16 protein-coding genes are annotated in these 16,568 nt (G+C 34.3%); 14 read left to right on the top strand and 2 right to left on the bottom strand.

From position 1 onward, the window contains the following. Nucleotides 1-67 precede the first annotated feature (67 nt). The 10 genes from AC3ITQ_RS17685 (at nucleotide 68) to nagB (ending at nucleotide 8,748) form a co-directional block, all read left to right on the top strand. Complete coding sequence (locus tag AC3ITQ_RS17685; RefSeq protein WP_489235453.1) at nucleotides 68-622, top strand: YceI family protein; 555 nt, start codon at nucleotides 68-70, stop codon at nucleotides 620-622. Between the two features lie 4 nt (nucleotides 623-626). Continuing rightward, the gene (locus AC3ITQ_RS17680; protein ID WP_072973910.1) at nucleotides 627-845 is read left to right on the top strand and encodes a tautomerase family protein; all 219 of its coding nucleotides are present in this window, start codon (nucleotides 627-629) and stop codon (nucleotides 843-845) included. 5 nt (nucleotides 846-850) lie between these two features. Further along, nucleotides 851-1,585: an SDR family NAD(P)-dependent oxidoreductase gene (locus tag AC3ITQ_RS17675; protein WP_489235452.1), complete on the top strand. Its 735-nt coding sequence runs from the start codon at nucleotides 851-853 to the stop codon at nucleotides 1,583-1,585. A gap of 84 nt (nucleotides 1,586-1,669) precedes the next feature. After that, nucleotides 1,670-2,416, top strand: coding sequence for a type 1 glutamine amidotransferase domain-containing protein (locus tag AC3ITQ_RS17670; protein WP_489235451.1), 747 nt, complete (start codon nucleotides 1,670-1,672; stop codon nucleotides 2,414-2,416). Nucleotides 2,417-2,483: 67 nt separating this feature from the next. Beyond that, complete coding sequence (locus AC3ITQ_RS17665) at nucleotides 2,484-2,969, top strand: cupin domain-containing protein (RefSeq protein ID WP_489235450.1); 486 nt, start codon at nucleotides 2,484-2,486, stop codon at nucleotides 2,967-2,969. 80 nt (nucleotides 2,970-3,049) lie between these two features. Further along, nucleotides 3,050-3,532, top strand: a complete 483-nt coding sequence (locus tag AC3ITQ_RS17660; RefSeq protein ID WP_489235449.1) for a nuclear transport factor 2 family protein — start codon at nucleotides 3,050-3,052, stop codon at nucleotides 3,530-3,532. Nucleotides 3,533-3,549: 17 nt separating this feature from the next. Further along, nucleotides 3,550-4,635, top strand: a complete 1,086-nt coding sequence (locus AC3ITQ_RS17655) for an NAD(P)H-dependent flavin oxidoreductase (protein WP_489235448.1) — start codon at nucleotides 3,550-3,552, stop codon at nucleotides 4,633-4,635. An 85-nt stretch (nucleotides 4,636-4,720) separates the two neighbouring features. Beyond that, complete coding sequence (locus AC3ITQ_RS17650) at nucleotides 4,721-5,302, top strand: TetR/AcrR family transcriptional regulator (RefSeq protein ID WP_489235447.1); 582 nt, start codon at nucleotides 4,721-4,723, stop codon at nucleotides 5,300-5,302. A 62-nt stretch (nucleotides 5,303-5,364) separates the two neighbouring features. Further along, on the top strand, nucleotides 5,365-6,579 hold the full coding sequence (locus tag AC3ITQ_RS17645; protein WP_489235446.1) for an MFS transporter: 1,215 nt from the start codon (nucleotides 5,365-5,367) through the stop codon (nucleotides 6,577-6,579). A gap of 255 nt (nucleotides 6,580-6,834) precedes the next feature. Next, nucleotides 6,835-8,748, top strand: coding sequence for a glucosamine-6-phosphate deaminase (gene nagB, locus AC3ITQ_RS17640; RefSeq protein ID WP_489235445.1), 1,914 nt, complete (start codon nucleotides 6,835-6,837; stop codon nucleotides 8,746-8,748). Between the two features lie 153 nt (nucleotides 8,749-8,901). Here nagB and AC3ITQ_RS17635 read toward each other — a convergent pair whose 3' ends face one another. Together AC3ITQ_RS17635 and AC3ITQ_RS17630 are read right to left on the bottom strand one after the other, a co-directional pair. Continuing rightward, the gene (locus tag AC3ITQ_RS17635; RefSeq protein WP_375032250.1) at nucleotides 8,902-9,615 is read right to left on the bottom strand and encodes a LytR/AlgR family response regulator transcription factor; all 714 of its coding nucleotides are present in this window, start codon (nucleotides 9,613-9,615) and stop codon (nucleotides 8,902-8,904) included. Nucleotides 9,616-9,660: 45 nt separating this feature from the next. Further along, the gene (locus AC3ITQ_RS17630; RefSeq protein WP_489235444.1) at nucleotides 9,661-10,734 is read right to left on the bottom strand and encodes a sensor histidine kinase; all 1,074 of its coding nucleotides are present in this window, start codon (nucleotides 10,732-10,734) and stop codon (nucleotides 9,661-9,663) included. A gap of 430 nt (nucleotides 10,735-11,164) precedes the next feature. Here AC3ITQ_RS17630 and AC3ITQ_RS17625 point away from each other — a divergent pair, with 430 nt between their 5' ends. The 4 genes from AC3ITQ_RS17625 to AC3ITQ_RS17610 all read left to right on the top strand — a co-directional run bounded on the left by AC3ITQ_RS17625 (nucleotide 11,165) and on the right by AC3ITQ_RS17610 (nucleotide 16,470). Further along, nucleotides 11,165-13,042: a sodium:solute symporter family protein gene (locus AC3ITQ_RS17625; RefSeq protein WP_489235443.1), complete on the top strand. Its 1,878-nt coding sequence runs from the start codon at nucleotides 11,165-11,167 to the stop codon at nucleotides 13,040-13,042. Nucleotides 13,043-13,340: 298 nt separating this feature from the next. Then, nucleotides 13,341-14,306: a glycoside hydrolase family 130 protein gene (locus AC3ITQ_RS17620; protein WP_489235442.1), complete on the top strand. Its 966-nt coding sequence runs from the start codon at nucleotides 13,341-13,343 to the stop codon at nucleotides 14,304-14,306. Nucleotides 14,307-14,313: 7 nt separating this feature from the next. Continuing rightward, nucleotides 14,314-15,381 (top strand): carbohydrate-binding family 9-like protein, encoded by a 1,068-nt coding sequence (locus AC3ITQ_RS17615; protein ID WP_489235441.1) that lies wholly within the window; start codon nucleotides 14,314-14,316, stop codon nucleotides 15,379-15,381. 6 nt (nucleotides 15,382-15,387) lie between these two features. Next, nucleotides 15,388-16,470 (top strand): putative glycoside hydrolase, encoded by a 1,083-nt coding sequence (locus tag AC3ITQ_RS17610; RefSeq protein ID WP_489235440.1) that lies wholly within the window; start codon nucleotides 15,388-15,390, stop codon nucleotides 16,468-16,470. Nucleotides 16,471-16,568: the final 98 nt, after the last annotated feature.

Raw genomic sequence — 16,568 nt, 5'->3', positions numbered from 1 at the left:
ATCTACATCACGTAACCAATTTTCATAGTCGCCGTTCCTTTGTATTGTACTTTTAAATACAATAAAAATGGAAACAACAAATTTTAAAATCGTAAGCTCAAATAGCAACGTAGAATGGACTGGTAGAAAAGTTACCGGTGCTCATAATGGTACAATTGGTATCAAAGAAGGTAATTTCGTCTTTAATGATGGGATAATAAAAGAAGGTAATGTTGTCATCAACACTTCTTCAATTAAAATTCTGGATGTAACAGATCCGGCAACAAATGCACAATTCGCTGGTCATCTTGCCTCAGATGATTTTTTCTCAATCGAAAAATTCCCTACTGCCTCTTTTGATATTCTTACTGTTAGAGAAGTATCAGACAGCACTTATTATCTGGAAGGTAATCTTACCATAAAAGATATTACTCACGTTGTTGGTTTTGAAGCAACGGTTGAAAACAATAAAAATAACATTACCCTTTCAGGTAAACTGGTAATTGATCGTACTAAATATGATATCAGATTCCGTTCAGGGAATTTCTTTAAAGATTTAGGAGATACCTTAATTTATAACGACTTCGAACTAGATTTTAATATCACTGCCGAAGCCATCTTTTCAGAACAAGCTAAAAACTAAAGCCATGCCGTACGTAAAAATCGAATTGACTCGCGAAGGAGTAACCCGCGAGCAAAAACAGGAATTAATCAGTGGTATAACCAATCTGATTACAGACGTATTAAACAAAGACCCGCACTTAACTCATATCGTGATTCAGGAAGTAGATTTAGACGATTGGGGTTATGCAGGAGAACAAGTATCAGTATTAAGAGAAAAAGGCATTACAGCCGATAAAAAATAAATATCATGAAAAAACAAACCATAATCGTAACAGGTGCAGCATCTGGTATCGGAAAAGGAATCGCTAAATACTTTTTAGACAGAGGCGATAATGTAGTAATCAATTCAGTAACTCCGGCTTCATTAGAAAGCGCTTACAACGAATTTGGAGCAGGAGATAATCTGGCAATGTACGCCGGAGATATCAGCGATAAAAATACAGGTGAACAACTGGTAAAAATCGCAATCGAAAAATTTGGGTCTGTAGATGTGTTGGTAAACAATGCCGGAATCTTTGACAGCAGACCCTTTTTGGAAGTGGATGAGGCTTACTTAGACAAGTTTTTGACAACAAACTTAAAAGGAACTTATTTTACTACGCAAGCCGTTGTTCCTCAAATGTTAGAACAAAAAGGTGGTGTTGTAATTAACATCGGAACACCATTAGTAAATCACGGATTAGGCGGATGGCCGGCATCGGCACCAGTATCGAGTAAAGGTGCAATTCATGCCTTAACAGTTCAATTGGCAGCAGAATTTGGAAAACGTAACATTCGTTTTAATACAGTTGCTCCAGGCGTTATCAGAACGCCGATGCACGGTGATAAAGCCGATCAAAATGCAGGTCTGCACTTGTTAAACAGAGTAGGGGAAATAGAAGATGTTGCCGAAATGGTTTATACTGTAGCAAAAAGCAATTTTATCACCGGATCAATTATCAATGTTGATGGAGGTAAAGCTGCTGGTCACAACTTAAATTAATTTAAAAAAAAATAATAACTGCTTCGATGCTTTGTAGCAATACAAAGTGTTGAAGCATAAATAATAAGAAAAATGAAAAATATAATGAAATCAGTATTTATTGCGCTTTTTGCAATAAGTAATCTAGCGGTTATTGCGCAGGAAAACAAAAAAACAAAAGTATTGTTTGTTTTAACTTCACACAATAAATTAGGTGACACTGGGGAATTAACCGGTTCATGGATTGAAGAATTTGCAACACCTTATTTTTACTTTTTAGATAAAGGAATTGAAGTCGTAATTGCTACTCCAAATGGTGGACAGGCTCCAATTGATCCCAAAAGTAATGATCCATCCTTTCAAACTCCGGCAACTAAACGCTTTTATGCAGATCAAAAGGCGCAAAATGCCTTGGCAAATACAGTGAAAATTACCAGTGTAAAACAAAAAGATTTCAAAGCGGTTTTCTATCCTGGAGGTCACGGTCCAATGTGGGATTTGGCTACTGATAAAAATTCGATAAAACTTATTCAGGATTTTTACAATAATAGCAAACCAATCGCTTTTGTATGTCATGCACCTGCAGCTTTGGTAAATGTTAAAGACAAAAGCGGAAAATATCTAATTGCAGGAAAAAAAGTGACAGGTTTTACCAATAATGAAGAAGCAGCCGTTGGATTAACCAAAGTAGTACCCTTTTTATTAGAAGATAAATTAAAAGAACGAGGAGGTAAATATTCTCAGGGTTCTGATTGGAGTTCATATGTAGTAGAAGATGGCTTATTGTTGACAGGTCAAAATCCACAGTCTTCTGAGGAAGTAGCTACTAAATTATTATCAAAAATAAAATAAGTAATGATTTGGTATGGTTGAAAAACAGCTGTACCAAATCTTTTTTTAATATTTAAATAGATTTGTTATGAGATCTAAAATATTCTTTAATAGTATCTTAGTGCTATTTTTTATTTTTGCTAACCTAAGTGCTGCACAAGGACTAAGTACTAAAGAATTTAATTTTATTAATCCGGAAAATATAGTCTGGACTTCATTTCCAGCTTTTCCTCAAAAAGTAAAACTGGCCATTTTAGTGGGTAATCCAACTAAAGAAGAACCCTTTATTGTTCGGGTAAAAGTACCCAACGGCGAAAAGATAATGCCACACCTACATCCTGAAGACAGGATTTATACGGTAGTTTCAGGTATCTTTTATATTGGAATAGGCGACAAGTATGATGAAAATAATTTAAAAGCCTATCCGCCTGGTTCAGTAGTGGTATTACCGGGAAATACTCCTCATTTTCATTTTGCTAAATCGGGTGAATATATTACTCAGGTATATGCCATAGGTCCTCTTGGTTTAGACTATCTGGATAAGCAATTTGATCCGAGAATAAAATCTAAATAATAATATTTAAGTGATGTAGATCACGTAGTCTTCTCACTGTTTCTTTTGAAATTTGTAGTGTAATTATAAACTTAAAAATCATGAAACTGCAAAAATCAAAATTGTTAGTATCAAAAGTAATTTTAGTAATCGCTTTAATGCTCAATAATGTACAGGACATAAAAGCACAAAATAATATCAAAATGGAAAATCAGAAAGAAGATGTATCAGCAATTACAGATGCAATAGAAAATTATTATTTTAAAGGCGTTTATGAAGGAGATGCCATATTGTTGGAAAGCATTTTTTATCCCGGAACATTAGTTTATGGAGATATAAACGGACAACCTTACTTTAAAACAGCCGATCTTTATTTGAATGGCGTAAAAAACAGACAAAGTCCGAAAGATTCAGGCAAACCTTATAAAGGCGAAATTCTGAATATAAAAGTCGTAAACTCAATTGCGATGGCAGAGATTAATTTAAAAATGTATGAGTTTAATTATCGGGATTTTTTATCTTTCCATAAGATTAATGGCAAATGGTATATTGTCAATAAAATGCTGACCAATGTAAGTGAATAACTTTAAAAAGTAAAGTCATGTGGTACAATACAAAAGCAACAGAATTACTTGGAATTCAATATCCAATATTACAAGGACCATTTGGAGGTAATTTATCCTCTGTAGCCTTGACCGCAGCGGTTTCAAACGCAGGCGGACTGGGTGGTTACGGTGCCTATACAATGACACCTCAGGAAATTTTTGAGGTTGATAAACAAATAAAAGCCGTAACTGATAAACCGTATAACATTAATCTTTGGGTTTCTGATCATGATATTCCTGAAGCTGGTTTAACAGAGGAACAATTCAGTAAAGCTGCAGCATTATTTAAACCTTATTATGATGAAGTTGGAATTCCGTTACCGGAGAAACCAGCGTCATTTCAATCCAGATTTGAAAATCAATTGCAAGTGATCTTAGACGTTCGTCCAAAAGTATTCAGTTTTATGTTTGGTGCATTACCGGTTGATGTTTTAGAACAAGCCCGAAAATTAGGTATTGTAACAGTTGGAGCAGCAACAACGGTAGACGAAGCTATTTTTTTAGAAAATTCAGGCGTCGATATGATTATAGCTTCCGGTTTTGAAGCTGGCGGACACCGACCTTCCTTTTTAGCTTCGGCTGAAGCATCGGTTACGGGAACTTTTGTTTTATTACAATTGATTAGGGAAAAAGTAAAAATTCCGGTGATAGCAGCAGGCGGAATCGCAAATGGAAAAGGAGTTGCAGCAGCATTAGCTTTGGGAGCAAGTGCAGCGCAAATTGGAACTGCTTTTTTAGCTGTTGACGAATCAAATGCATTGCCAATTCATAAGGAAATGTTATTCTCAGATGCCGCAAAATATACGACATTATCACGCGCCTATACAGGAAGATTGGGTCGTGGAATAACCAGTAGAATTGCAAAGGAAATTATAGGGAAAGAAGCGAGTGTTTTGCCATTCCCACTGCAAACAACTTTTATGTCACCCTTGCGTAAAGCCGCACTTGATCAGGAAAAATGGGATATGATTTTGTTTTGGGGTGGACAAATTGCACCCATTTTAAAACATACAAAAGCCACCGAATTAATGCACTCCCTAATACAAGAAACCACAACATATTTTGATGATTTAAAAGGGTAAAAGAATCCCTTTTTAAAATTAAAGTTAAAAAAGTTGCAAAATAAAGACCGAACGGTCTATATTTGCAACGTAGAATTTGGAAATCATGAGTAAAGCAGAAAGAACCAGACAATTTATAATTGAAACGTCGGCGCCTCTTATTAATAAGAAAGGCATGGCCGGTACGTCTTTAAGCGATATTATGGAGGCTACAAAACTGGCTAAAGGAGGAATCTATGGTAATTTTGAGAATAAAGAAGAGATCTGTATTGAGTCTTTTTTATATTTAAGATCACAATTAGCTTCCAAATTAGATGTAGCTGCTTCCAAAGGCAAATCTGCTAAAGAGAAACTATTTAATTTACTGGATGTTTATAGCAATGGTAAAAATATGACAGAAGGTTGCCCGATTTTGAATTTTGGAACAGAAGCGGATGACACAAATCCGGTCATGAGAGAACATGTAAAAAAAGCCATTCTTTCTGCCCAGAAAAGATTTTTTACTATAGTAGAGGATGGAATTCAGAAAAAAGAATTGTCTTCAGAAATAAATCCGGAGCATTACAGTATCAAGGTTTTTGCAATGATAGAAGGCGCTATTTTGTGCCGAAAAGTATTTGGAAACAATGATCAAATGAATATTGTTCTGGACAGCATCAAAAATGAATTTGAAAGATATGTTTTATAACGTATTTTTTTTAAACAATTTTAGACCGATTGGTCTTTTTTAATTATTAATAATTTTACAAAATGAGAAATTTAGAAGAAAACCATAAAGGTTTCAGCACCCTTTTAGCCTTGGCACTTATACCTTTATCAGGGTTTGCAACCGATATTTATTTACCATCGCTTCCTGCTATGGCAAAAGACTTAAACGTTACAGCTGGCGCGATTCAGCTTTCATTAGTTTTTTTTATGTTCAGTTTGGGAGTAAGCCAAATTTTTATAGGCAGTATATTGGATAGTTTCGGGCGCTTTAAAATTAGCATTGCATCATTGGCTGTCTTTTCAGCAACCAGTTTTGTTATCGCTTTTGTGCCTAATATTTATGTCATATACGCTATGCGTGTCATTCAGGGAATTGCGATTGCCTTTATTGTAGTCTCAAAACGTGCTTACTTTGTTGATCTTTATTCAGGAGATAAATTAAAAAGTTATATCAGTTTATTTTCTATTATTTGGGCCTGTGCGCCAATCATGGCTCCGTTTTTAGGAGGTTATTTACAGAGTTTATTTGGCTGGAGATCGAATTTTTATTTCCTTGGCGGATTATCATTGCTTTTTCTGGTTTTGGAACTTTTATATAGTGGTGAATCGTTAAAATACTTTCATCCCTTTAAATTAAAATCGATTGCTCAAACCTATTCAGGTATGCTAAAAACAGCTGATTTTACGTTAGGAATCGTAATTCTGGGGATTTGTTTTGGATTGGTAGTAATTTATAATTTGGTTAGCCCTTTTATCATAGAACGTGTATTTGGGTATTCTGCCATTACAACAGGTTATAGCTCTTTATTATCTGGTTTAGCTGTGATGACGGGTGGTATCATTGCCAAATCTCTTATTCATAAACCTTTAGCAAAAAAGGTATCCATTGCTGTTACTGTACAACTTGCGTTAGTGTTGCTAATGATTTTTACAGCACAATTTGGAAGTAATATTTACACAGTAATTGGTTTTACAATGGGACTAAATCTCTGTGGAGGTTTTATATTTAATGTTATTTATGGGTATTGTCTAAGCCGTTTTTCAAAAAATGCAGGTATAGCAAGCGGACTTACAGGAGGAGCTACGTATATGGTGAGTTCCGTTTTTAGCTATGGATTTGTTAATTTATATGCTGTTAAAAGTCAGCTATTACTTGGAGCAGCAAACATTTCGTTACTATTTATTATGGGATTTATTTTTATAGTTTTTAATAGATATAGATCGAGAAGCGTTATGGCAGCTACTGTTAGAGCATAAAAAAGGAAAGAGTTTGCTCAAAGGGGGGCTTCACAGAGACTACATAAAAAAGGGATTATTTCATTTATAAAGAAATAATCCCTTTTACTTTTAAACATAAGAACAATCTGATTATTAGCTTTAATTACTATGTCATATTTGATTTAAGTTTCCAATTGTGCTTTTTGCCGAAGCTTACAAGTCATCTGTCGAATTTTTAATTTTTTAGCGCATGTATTATATAATTTTATGCTAATAAATTAAGACAACACATAAATGTTTAAAGAAAGTATAAATTTTAAAGAAGCTGGAAAGTTTGAAGAAACGCGTTTTGAAAAGATTCATAATGTGATTTTTGATTCGTCTCAGGAAGCTTCCATTTTAGTTGCTCAGGAAATCGCGAACATCATTCAAAGAAAAGAAGAGTTGAACGAACCTTGTGTGTTAGGATTGGCAACTGGATCTTCTCCCGTAAAAGTATACGAAGAATTAGTGCGACTTCATAAAGAAGAAGGTTTGAGTTTTGCAAACGTGGTAACCTTCAACTTAGATGAATATTATCCTATGGATAAAAACAATATTCAGAGCTACTGGCACTTTATGCACGAACATCTTTTTGATCATGTAAATATACTACCTCAAAATATTAATATTCCTGACGGAAATGTAAGCAATGAAGATCTTCAGCAATATTGTATTGATTATGAAATGAAGATTAAAGATTATGGCGGATTGGATTTCCAGCTTTTAGGAATTGGAAGAACGGGCCATATCGGATTTAATGAGCCGGGATCTCACGTCAATTCCGGAACCAGAAGTATTACGCTGGACCACTTAACGCGAGTTGATGCAGCATCTTCGTTTTTAGGTATTGATAACGTGCCTAGAAAAGCCATTACAATGGGAATTGGTACCGTAAAACATGCCAAAAGAATTGTATTATTAGGATGGGGAATCAGCAAAGCAGAAATAATTAAAAAAACAATTGAAGGGGAAATTTCTTCAAGAGTACCCGCTACTTATCTGCAACAGCACAACAACACTACATTTGTTTTAGATACAGAAGCTTCATCAGAATTAACCCGAGTAAAAACGCCCTGGTTAGTGAAATCGGTTATCTGGACAGAAGAATTAAAATTGAAAGCTGTGGCCTGGTTAAGCGAATTGACTCAAAAGCCTTTCCTTAAACTAACAGACAAAGATTATAACGATAACGGAATGTCAAGTGTTTTGACCGAAGAAGGAACTGCTTATCATTTAAACATAAAAATGTTTAACAAAATGCAGCAAACAATTACTGGCTGGCCAGGTGGAAAACCAAATGCAGATGATACCTACAGACCAGAACGTGCGACTCCGGAGAAAAAACGAATTATCATTTTTAGTCCACATCCGGATGATGATGTTATTTCGATGGGAGGAACTTTTGACCGATTGGTAGAGCAGGGGCATGATGTCCATATCGCTTATCAGACTTCAGGAAATATTGCCGTTTCTAATGAAGAGGCTTTAAAATTTGCTGAAATTTCAAAAGCTTTAAATGCTAATTCAATTGAATCTGAAAATATTATCAACTTCCTTAGAAATAAAAAAAGCAATGATATTGATTCATTAGAAGTAAGAAAATTAAAAGGTTTGATTAGAAGAAGTGAATCTTTAGCCGCAACACGTTATTTAGGATTGCCGGATTCAAATGTAAATTTCCTTGATCTTCCTTTTTATGAAACCGGAACAGTGAAGAAGAATAATCTTGGCGAAGCAGATATCAAAATTATGTGTGATATCATCGAAAGAATTAAACCGCACCAAATTTATGCAGCAGGAGATTTAGCTGACCCGCACGGAACGCATAAAGTCTGTCTGGATAGTTTATTTGAAGCTTTAAAACGATTAAAACACAACAGTTATATGGATGATTGCTGGGTTTGGTTATACAGAGGAGCCTGGCATGAATGGGAATCCTACCAAATTGAAATGGCGGTTCCGATGAGCCCGGATCAGGTATTGAAAAAACGTCATGCGATTTTTTATCATCAGTCTCAAAAAGACGGAGTTATGTTTCAGGGAGATGACAGCAGGGAATTCTGGGTAAGGGTAGAAGACAGAAACAGATTAACAGCTGAAAAATATCACGCTTTAGGATTAGCAGATTACTCGGCTATTGAAGCTTTTAAACGTTATTATTTCTAGTTTAATTTAAAATATAATAGACTATTTTCATGTGGTTTATTTGGTTAGTTACCAACTTTGAAAATGCAGCCCTGGTAAGGCTGCATTTTTTTTGTATTGTGGGATTTAACCGCAAAGTGCGCAAAGGTTTTACGCAATGCTCGCAAAGTATCTCTAAATCGAAGAATTCAAAATTCTTTGTTTTACATGCTCCATGTACGATCTTCCAATCACATATCGAAGGCCTTCAATCTCAATGCTGTTTCCTTCAACGGCATCGATTTTGTCAATTGCAATGGTGTAAGATCTGTGTATTCTTAAAAAGTTTCTTTCAGGAAGTAAATCGGTGAAATCCTGTAAGGTACTATGAATAATGTATTTGCCTGTTAGCGTATTTATTTTCAAATAATCTTTCAAACTTTCTATGACCAGAATCTCATTAAAGAAAATCTTCTTCATTCTTTTCTTGTCAATTTTTACAAAAATAAAAGGACTTTCTGTATTGACTTCTAGTGGGTTACTGTTTTTGTTTTCAAGCCTTTTACTTACTTTATTTAAAGCTTTCATTAATCTTGGAAATTCGATTGGTTTTACCAGATAATCCAATACATCTAATTCATAAGTCTCGATTGCAAATTGGCTATAAGCACTGGTAATGATAAGTAGAGGAGGGTTTTCAAGACTTTTTATAAAATTGATACCATCAAGAACCGGCATGTTAATGTCTAAAAAAATGACATCAACATTATTGTTTTTTAAAAAGTTTAAACCTTCTATTGGGTTGCTAAAAGTGTTTATTACCTCAAAATTTTCGATTGGCTCTAAATAATTTTTAATGACATTAATAGCCAATGGTTCATCATCTATGATTAAACAACTTATTTTCATCTTTATAAATATTATTTTTTGAGCGAAATAATTTTAGCGGTATTTTTAAACCAGGCCGTTTTCAGCGACTTTAATTTTAAGCTTTACGACAAAAATATTCTTTTTATTTTTAAAAGAAAGTTTGTACTCATTTTTATTATAGCCTAATTCGAGTCTTTTTTTAACATTTTCAATTCCTATACCACTTGACTGGTTAAAATTATCTGTATGCTGTGTAATTTCTGGCATTGGATTAGAGATTGTAAAATGCAGATAATCACCTTTTACTGTAAAGTTAATATTAATTACAACTTTCCCGGTGTTTCTGTTTACGCCATGTTTAAAAGAGTTTTCAATAAAGGTCAATAATATGATTGGAGCAATTTCCTTATCATGAATATCTCCGGAAATTGACATATTTACTTCTAATCGATCATCATTTCTAATTCTTTCAAGATCCAGATAATTTTGGATACAGAGTATTTCATTTTCTAAAGTTTGTCTTTTGCTTTTGGTGTCATACAGCATATAACGCATTAACTCAGATAGTTTTATAACGACTTTTGGCGTTTTGTTCGATTTTTCAACTGATAAAGAATAAATATTGTTCAACGTGTTAAAAAAGAAATGCGGAGAAATTTGCGATTTCAAAAAAAGTAATTCAGTTTCTAATTGCGATTTTTCAAGATCCGTTACTCGCTTTTGCTCATTCAGGAAATCGAAAGTTATTTTAATTGCAGTAACAAAAGTGATTACATACAATTCTCCCATCATCATCTCGATGGTGTAATTGAGTGTCAGTTTGGTAATGACTTCTGGTCCTTCCGGCCAAACGTTATGCGCTATTAAAAAGTAGGTAAGATTGAATTTTAGAATTACCATTAAAAAAATAGAGGATAGAATCGCAAGTACATACAATATGTATTTTTTTCGATAAATCAGATAAGGCATAAAAATCAAAATATTCAAATAACATAAAGTCATGTGAATAGGAAAACCAAGCAAATTTGTTTTTATGGAATACAAATAATCATTGAAATAGCTTCCCCATCGAAAAGTATTAAATAAAAAGTAAGTAAGCCAAAAAAGGACATGATAACGCAACGGTATACGATAAAGTTTGCCAGAACTGAAATTCATAATATGGGTGTTTTTTGTGACTTTTTTTGATGTTTATCTTCGTTTATATGTCGTACGTCTAAAATAGTTTTCCTAAAAATCAAATTTACTTAGATTTAGAGTTAAATTAAGATTGTTTTTATTTGAAGAAATTGATCTTTTGTTTTATTGCCTAATTCTGATTGCAAGTTGTAAAATAAAAGTGTACAAAATTAAAAGTCGGTGATTTTTTTTTTAAACTGTGTTTTCTTCACTAAATCGATTTATGTATAAAATAATAGAATCATGTTAACAAAGAAACAATATCGCATCATCAACAAGTTTTTCCTAAGGTTTCTAAAATCAATTTAGAATTTAGTTTATTCGGGAGATTCACAAAAAAATAACCAATCAGATAAAAGTCTGAAACAACAATAAAAATTATCTAACCAACAAATAAATAATAAAATTAATGGATATCATTGACGTATCGATCATCGTAGCCTATATTCTGCTTTCAGTAGGAATAGGGATTTGGATTTCAAGAAAAGCATCGAAAGGATTAGATGATTATTTCCTTGGCGGAAAAACAATCAAATGGTATTTTTTAGGATTAAGTAATGGATCAGGAATGTTTGATGTTTCAGGAACTTCCTGGATGATTGGCGTTCTGTTTTTATATGGCGTAAAAAGTTTCATGTTTATGTGGCTTTGGCCTATTTGGAATCAGATTTTTGTAATGATGTTCCTCGCAGTCTGGATAAGAAGATCAAAGGTAATGACTGGTTCTGAATGGATTTTAACCCGATTTGGAAACGACAAAGCCGGAAAAGCTTCTCATATTATAGTAGCTATTTTTGCTATCATTTCAACCATTGGTTTTATTGCTTATTTCTTTGAAGGAATCGGGAAATTTATCACCATTATTCTTCCTTGGGATTTAACGCTTCAATATGGAGATTTAATTCTATTGACATCAGAGCGCTCTTATGCTTTGATAATTATTTTCTTAACAACAATTTACACGGTTAAAGGAGGTATGTTTTCTGTAGTCGCTACCGAAGTAGTGCAATATCTAATTATGATTATTGCCAGCGTTTTAATCGCAGGTTATGCTTTTGTAAATTATACTGATATTCAGATTAATTCCGTGATCAGCGCGGAGTGGAAAAATGTTTTCTTCGGATGGCAGTTTGAAACCCAATGGAGCGAAAAGTTTCAGACCTTCAATAATTTAATTGATTCTGAAGGATATAAAATGTTTGGCGCTTTTATCGGAATGACATTATTCAAAGGCTTTTTTGCTAGTGTTGCCGGACCAACGCCAAGTTATGATTTACAAAGAATTCTGTCTACAAAATCGGTAAAAGAAGCGGCTTATATGAGTGGTTTTACGAATCTGATTTTATTCATTCCAAGATATTTATTAATCACCGGAATTGTGGTAATTGCTTTAATAAACCTGGCACCGGAATTAAATGCAAATACAGGTTTAACCGGAGCTGATTTAGAGTTATTAATGCCAAAAGTGGTTAATTTATATTTGCCTGTTGGAATAAAAGGACTTTTACTTGCTGGCTTACTAGCCGCATTTATGTCTGGATTCTCTGCTTTTGTAAATGCAGGACCAGCTTATATTGTAAATGATATTTATAAAAAATACTTCAAACCCGTTGCAACCAATGCACACTATATTAAAGTAAGCCAGATTTCTTCTTTCGTGGTTGTAGGTTTGGGTGTCTTTATGGGATTCTTTGCAGATTCTATTAATTCCTTAACCTTATGGATTACCAGCGCTTTATACGGAGGTTATGTGGCGGCCAATTTCCTAAAATGGATTTGGTGGCGCTTTAACGGCTGGGGGTATTTCTGGGGAATGTTTGCCGGTTTAATCGTAGCTTCTTTACAGTTTGTTTTAGGGCAATATAAAGGAACTTTTACAGAAGGATCATTTTTATATGATTTGTCAGAAGTACAGGCGATTTACTTATTTCCGGTAATATTTGGTTTCTCCATTTTAGGTTGTCTTTTAGGAACTTTCCTAAGTAAACCAACAGACATGGATGTCTTGCGCTCTTTTTATGCCAATGTTAGGCCTTGGGGATGGTGGAGCCCGGTTTATAAAACATTAAAATTGGAAGATCAGACTTTCGAAAAGAACAATGATTTCTGGAAAGATATGCTGAATTGTGTGATCGGAATTGTATGGCAGTCGAGTATGATTTTGCTTCCGATATACTTTGTTATCAGAGATTATCCAAAGGCTATTGCAGCATTGGTTGTATTTTTAGTAACGACGACCATTTTGAAATTTACGTGGTTGGATAAGGTGAGAAGAATTAAAGATTAGGTAAGATAGTAGTCACAGTTTGTCATCCTGAGGAACGAAGGATCACAAACGAAACTCGACAAAGATTGGCGATATAGCTTGCGGAGCTTCTAGTGTGATCCTTCGTTCCTCAGGACGACAAGATTGAGAACAAAGCATTATAGAATAAAAACAAATTATTAAAACGCATAGGACATAGAACTTCAAGTGTGAAAAAAAAACAAGTTTCCCACACATAGCTATGTTTTTTTTGAGCATCTATGTTTCTATGTGTTTTTAAAAGAAGTGAATAAACAAAAAACAACAAAAAATATAAAAGATGAGTACTATTCCTTGGCAAGACAGACCCGAAAACAGCAATGATGTAATGTGGAGATATTCTGAAAATCCTATTATTGACAGATATGCTATACCATCGTCAAACAGTATTTTTAACAGTGCTGTTGTTCCATTTGGCGATGGGTTTGCGGGTGTTTTCAGATGTGATAATAAAGCAGTTCAAATGAATATTTTTGCTGGTTTCAGTAAAAACGGAATCGATTGGGACATAAATCATGAGCCAATTGTAATGCAGTCTGGTAATACCGAAATGATTGAATCGGCATACAAATATGATCCTCGTGTTGTTTTTATCGAAGATCGTTACTGGATTACCTGGTGTAATGGCTATAACGGACCAACAATCGGAATTGGATATACTTTTGACTTTAAAGAGTTTTTTCAATGTGAAAATGCCTTTTTACCTTTTAACAGAAATGGTGTTTTGTTTCCACAGAAAATCAACGGAAAATATGCAATGTTAAGTCGTCCGAGTGATAACGGTCACACGCCATTTGGTGATATTTGGATCAGTTACAGTCCGGATATGAAATATTGGGGAGAACACCGTTTGGTGATGAAACCAACTCCGTTTGAAGATAGCGCCTGGCAGTGTACAAAAGTAGGAGCAGGACCAATCCCAATTCTTACTAACGATGGCTGGTTAATGATTTATCATGGCGTTATTAATACCTGTAACGGTTTCCGTTATGCAATGGGATCGGCACTTTTAGATGTTAATTCTCCGGATAAAGTAAAATACAGAACACAACCTTATTTATTAGGACCGGCGGAACTATATGAAATGGTTGGTGATGTACCAAATGTGGTATTTCCTTGCGCTGCTTTGCATGATACTGAAGAAGATAAATTGGCTGTTTATTATGGTGCTGCTGATACAGTAGTGGCTATCGCATTTGGTAAATTAAGCGAAGTGGTACAGTTTACAAAAGATAACAGTTTATAGAAAAAATATGCTTTTAAAATCAAAATCTTTAATAGTTGCTTTAGGGATTCTTTCGATAAGTGGTTATTCACAATCGAAAAAAGCCGTTGTACCAAAAACGTATGTAGCTGCTAAAACTTCAACTGCAATTGCAATTGACGGGGAGGAAACTGATCCTTCGTGGAATAAAGTGGAATGGACGGCTCTTTTTGAAGATATCTCAACTGATGTAAAACCAAAATATGCAACCAAAGTAAAAATGCTTTGGGACGAAACCAATTTTTACATACTGGCAAAAATGGAAGAACCGCATGTTTGGGCTAATCTAAAACAACGTGATACTATTATTTTTTATAATAATGATTTTGAGGTTTTTATAGATCCGGACAGCGATACTTTTAACTATTATGAATTAGAGATTAATGCTTTAAATACAGCCTGGGATCTATTTTTGACAAAACCGTACAGAGAAGATGATAAGGTTGTACTAAACGATTGGAATATTCCGGGGTTAAAATCGGCTGTAAAAATCAACGGAACCTTAAATAATCCAAACGATACGGATGAAGGCTGGGTATTGGAAATGGCGATTCCGTGGGCTTCTTATAAGACAACTTTCTTTGATCAAAATGTTCCTGTAGATAAATTCTGGAGAGTTAATTTTTCCAGGGTAAACTGGCAGCATGATATCAAAAATGGCAGTTACGAACGAAAGAAAGATGCTGAAGGGAAATTTCTTCCAGAGTACAATTGGGTTTGGTCGCCAATGGGGGTAATCAATATGCATGAACCTGAAAAATGGGGTTATGTTTATTTTTCTTCAAAAGAAGGAAAAGACAGTTTTGAAATTCCACAGGATGAAAAAGTCAAATGGGAATTGTACACACTTTACCGCGCTCAGAAAGAATATCAGAACAAAAACAAAACCTGGGCAAAATCCCTAACAGATCTTACTAGGAAACCAATTACCGTTGATGGAAAAGTATTAAAACCAGTACTTGAAAATCATACAACCGGATTTAATATAGCTGTAAAAAGTCCATTCTCAAATAAAACTTTAATTATAGAAGAAGACGGCAAAATAATATCAAAATAAACCACTATGAAACTACCAAAACTATTACTTTTTTTATTGGCACTTAGTATTTTTTCATGTGCTAAAAAAGAAGAGCAAACCGCTTTTAAATTTGGAGTCTGGACAACCGCAGATGCGAAAAAGTCCGACGCAGATTACACAAAAGAATTCAAAAAATACAAAGGCGGCGGAATTGACGAAGTATTAATTAATACAGGAACTGATCCAAAGCTTTTAACAAGAATAGCGCCTTTAGCAGCAAAAGAAGGTTTAAAAGTACACGCCTGGATTATGGCGATGAACAGACCCGGAGATTCAATTGCTTTACAACACCCGGATTGGTATCAGGTAAGTAAAGAGGGAAAATCGTGTTTTGATAACCGTCCGTATGTAGATTATTATCAATGGTTATGTCCAACCAGAAAAGAATCAAGAGAACACGTTTTGCATTTAGTTGAAGAGTTAGCAAAAGTAGAAGGTATTGAAAGCGTTCACTTAGATTACATTCGTTTCCCTGACATCTTTTTACCAATCAGTTTATTACCAAAATACAATTTGGTTCAGGACGTAGAATTACCTCAGTTTGATTTTTGTTATTGTGATGAATGTGTGAAAGCATTTGAAAAAATCCACCATAAAAATCCCAAAACAAGTCACAACACTTCTATCGATATGGAGTGGAAAAACTTCAGACTAAATGCAATACAAGCTGTAGTTAATGACGCTTATAAAATTGTACACAAACACAATAAAAAACTAACAGCAGCAGTATTTCCTTATCCAGAAATGGCCGATCATATGGTGCGTCAGCGTTGGGATAAATGGGATATTGATGAAGTTTATCCAATGATTTATCATAGTTTTTACGATGAAGAAATTGACTGGGTGGGTTACGCAACAAAACAAGGCGTAGCCGATTTACAAGGCAAACAAACGAAAGTTAATACCGGAATTTATATTCCAGGATTAAAATCAGACAAAGAATTAAAGGAAGCCATTTTACTAGCAAAAGAAAATGGTGCAATAGGAGTTTCTTTCTTTGATGGAGGTGCTTTATCGGAAAGCAATCTGAAAACAATTAAGGAAACAAAAGCAAGTTTAAATAATTAGTGGTTTTTTTGTTAAATCCGGATATCTGCTGAGTTGGTTAGTGCAGATATTCGGATTTTGATCAAAAGTAACTTTATATATTTGCAGGAACCATGATA

It is taken from the genome of Flavobacterium sp. KH_001, from assembly GCF_057840745.1.
This window is presented reverse-complemented; position numbering and strand designations above follow the sequence as displayed.